Here is a 3402-nt window from a genome sequence, read left to right on the forward strand (position 1 = left end):
GGCAAGCCTCGCTCCTACAAAGGCACCACCATACCGGTAGGAGCGAGGCTTGCCCGCGAAGGCGCCCTTCAACTGTACGGATAACTCTGCGCCTAGCTGTAACAGCGCGATCCCCGTGGTTTATGGCTAGATGAAGTCTCTTCCCGCCACCTAACATTCTGGTCCCCCATCATGTCCTCGCGCGAAAACACCGGCATGGCCCTCGGCCTGCTCGGCGTTGTGATCTTCAGCCTCACCTTGCCCTTCACGCGGATCGTCGTGCAGGAACTTCATCCGCTGCTCAACGGCCTGGGCCGGGCGCTGTTTGCGGCGGTGCCGGCGGCGATGTTGTTGCTGTGGCGCCGGGAAAAATGGCCGACCTGGAAACAGGTCAAAGGCCTGACACTGGTGATCGCAGGCGTGATCCTCGGTTTTCCGGTGTTGTCGGCCTGGGCCATGCAAACCTTGCCGGCCTCCCACGGCGCGCTGGTCAACGGTTTGCAGCCGCTGTGCGTCGCGCTGTACGCCGCGTGGTTGTCCCACGAACGACCGTCGAAAGCCTTCTGGGCCTGCGCGGCGTTGGGCAGTGCGCTGGTGTTGGGTTATGCGCTGATCAGCGGGGCCGGCAGTATTCAGGCCGGTGATTTGCTGATGCTCGGGGCGATTGCCGTGGGCGGCCTGGGTTATGCCGAGGGTGGCCGGTTGGCCAAGGAGATGGGCGGCTGGCAGGTGATCTGCTGGGCGCTGGTGTTATCGACGCCGCTGCTGATCGGACCGGTGGTGTATTTGGCGCTGCAACACCAGGGCGAAATTTCCGCCAAGACCTGGTGGGCGTTTGGTTATGTTTCGCTGTTCTCGCAGTTCATCGGGTTCTTTGCCTGGTACGCCGGGTTGGCGATGGGCGGCATTGCCCGAGTCAGTCAGATCCAGCTGTTGCAGATCTTCTTCACCATCGCGTTTTCGGCGCTGTTTTTTGGTGAACATATCGAGCCGATCACCTGGCTGTTTGCCGCCGGAGTGATCGTGACGGTGATGCTCGGACGCAAGACCGCCATCAAACCCGCCCGCATTGCCACCACGTGACCTGTAGGAGCCACGCTTGCCGGCGAAGGCGTCGGCACTATCGCCTTCGCCGGCAAGCCTGGCTCCTACAGGGTCATGCGGTGTTTTAGAGGTAGCCGTCAGCCCGCAGCAGGGTTTCCAGGCAATGTTCGCTGATGTGGTAGAAATCCTTCAGTTCCTGGATCTTCACCAACAGCTGGGCCGGGTCCACCGGCTCGGCGCGTTTGACTGCCAAAATCATCTTGTTCTTGTTGGTGTGGTCCAGTGAGATGAACTCGAACACCTTGGTTTCATAACCACAGGCTTCCAGGAACAGCGCTCGCAGGCTGTCGGTGACCATTTCCGCTTGCTGGCCCAGGTGCAGACCGTATTGCAGCATCGGCTTGAGCAGCGCCGGGCTCTGGATTTGCAGGCGGATCTGTTTGTGGCAGCACGGCGAGCACATGATGATCGAGGCGCCGGAGCGGATGCCGGTGTGAATCGCGTAGTCGGTGGCGATGTCGCAGGCGTGCAGCGCGATCATCACGTCCAGCTCGCTCGGCGCGACGCTTCGCACGTCACCGCACTTGAACACCAGCCCCGGATGCTCAAGCTTGGCGGCGGCGGCATTGCACAGGTTGACCATTTCTTCGCGCAACTCGACGCCGGTCACCACGGCTTCAGCCTTCAAGGTGTTGCGCAGGTAGTCGTGGATCGCAAACGTCAGATAACCCTTGCCCGAGCCGAAATCCGCCACCTGCACCGGTTTGTCCAACGCCAGGGGCGAGGTGGTCAGCGCATGGCTGAAGACTTCGATGAACTTGTTGATCTGCTTCCACTTGCGCGACATCGCCGGGATCAGCTCGTGCTTGCTGTTTGTCACGCCGAGGTCAGCGAGGAACGGCCGGTTCAGGTCGAGGAAACGGTTCTTCTCGCGGTTATGCTCGGCGGACGGCACTTCACGCAATTGCTGAGGTTTGCTCTTGAACAGCGAAGACTTGCCCTTTTTGCTGTATTCGAGCTGGGCTTCGTCAGTCAACGACAGTAAATGCGCATTTTTGAACGAGGCCGGCAACAGCGCGCCGATGGTCGCGACGCCCTCGGCAAGCGGCAGGTTCTTGGTGATGTCGCGGGTCTTGTAGCGGTAGACGAAGGACAGGCAGGGCTGATCCTTGACCGTCAGTTGCTTGATGATCAGCCGCTGCAAATCGGCTTCGGTGCCGACGTACTTGGCCAGGACCAGTTTGATGAAGGCATTCTGGTCGAGGCTGGTTTGCAACAGGTCGATGAACTGAGCGTGGTGATCCGGCGCGAGGCTGGCGGGAGTGGCGGTGACAGACATGGAAAAAACGGCCTCGGGCGGAGCGGATCGGGAATGGCGGGTATTTTAGGGGGGATGGCATACGAGGGCACGGGTAATTTCCCGAACGGTGCGAAACCCGAAGCAAAAACGCTACTGGGTTGAGTGGGCTAGTGTGGCGAGGGAGCTTGCTCCCGCTGGGCTGCGAAGCAACCTACCCCCTGCAACCGTGTTTATCTGAATGACCGCATTGGCTGGTTTGGGGGGCCGCTTCGCGCCCCAGCGGGAGCAAGCTCCCTCGCCACAAAAGCCCTCTCCCCACAGAAGGTGTATCAATTCCAGAAGTGAAATCAGCCCAACACCACCAACCGATTCGGCAACTCATTGCGCACGTGCGTCACCGGCACATGCACCTTGAGCAGCTCGCCGCACGCCTCGACGCACGTCACAAACCCCTGCAATGTCTGGCCCTGCTTCACCTGTTGAGTAAACGCCGCAACGATCGCGTCCCAGTTCTTGTTATCCAGCCGCTTGGAAATCCCTTCATCCACCAGAATTTCCACGTACCGCTCAGCCTCGCAGACAAAAATCAGCATCCCGGTGCTGCCCACCGTGTGGTGCAGGTTTTGCTCCAGAAACTGCCGGCGCGCCAGATTTGACGCTCGCCAATGCCGCACCGAGCGCGGGATCAGGTGGGTGGTGACTTTCGGAATCCGGAACACCAGGCACAGCACGATGAACGTGATCCATTGCACCAGCAGCAAACTGTGCAGGGTCAGCCAGCCTGTCAGGTAATGCACGATACCCGGCACCACCAGCGCCAGCAGGCTGGCCCAGAGCAGCGGGATGTACGCGTAGTCGTCGGCGCGGGCCGCGAGCACCGTCACCAGTTCGGCGTCGGTGTCGCGCTCGACCCGGGCAATCGCCTCGGCGACTTTGCGTTGTTCGTGTTCAGTCAGTAATGCCATGTCTAAAAGTGCCCATTCATTATTATGCTCACCAGCCGCCCGACGAACCGCCGCCCCCGAAACTGCCGCCCCCCCCGCTGAAGCCCCCGCCACCGCCGCCGAAACCTCCACCGC

3 protein-coding genes are annotated in these 3402 nt (G+C 60.8%); 1 reads left to right on the forward strand and 2 read right to left on the reverse strand.

Annotation, left to right across the window (positions count from 1 at the left end; all coding sequences use genetic code 11):
• Window positions 1–171 precede the first annotated feature (171 nt).
• Complete coding sequence (locus QMX98_RS33355; RefSeq protein ID WP_077749584.1) at window positions 172–1062, forward strand: DMT family transporter; 891 nt, start codon at window positions 172–174, stop codon at window positions 1060–1062.
• Between the two features lie 85 nt (window positions 1063–1147).
• Here the strand turns inward: QMX98_RS33355 and QMX98_RS33360 are convergent, their stop codons facing one another.
• Window positions 1148–2362, reverse strand: a complete 1215-nt coding sequence (locus tag QMX98_RS33360; protein ID WP_077749583.1) for an SAM-dependent methyltransferase — start codon at window positions 2360–2362, stop codon at window positions 1148–1150.
• 308 nt (window positions 2363–2670) lie between these two features.
• Window positions 2671–3288, reverse strand: coding sequence for a TPM domain-containing protein (locus QMX98_RS33365; RefSeq protein WP_010462489.1), 618 nt, complete (start codon window positions 3286–3288; stop codon window positions 2671–2673).
• Window positions 3289–3402 lie beyond the last annotated feature (114 nt).

This window comes from Pseudomonas sp. PS02303 (assembly GCF_029959925.1).
GTDB classification, from domain to species: domain Bacteria; phylum Pseudomonadota; class Gammaproteobacteria; order Pseudomonadales; family Pseudomonadaceae; genus Aquipseudomonas; species Aquipseudomonas mandelii.

Excerpts from the sequence above, each read along its gene's own strand:
- QMX98_RS33365 (WP_010462489.1), bottom strand. The coding sequence starts at position 3,288 with ATGGCATTACTGACTGAACACGAACAACGCAAAGTCGCCGAGGCGATT.
- QMX98_RS33355 (WP_077749584.1), top strand. The coding sequence starts at position 172 with ATGTCCTCGCGCGAAAACACCGGCATGGCCCTCGGCCTGCTCGGCGTT.
- QMX98_RS33360 (WP_077749583.1), bottom strand. The coding sequence starts at position 2,362 with ATGTCTGTCACCGCCACTCCCGCCAGCCTCGCGCCGGATCACCACGCT.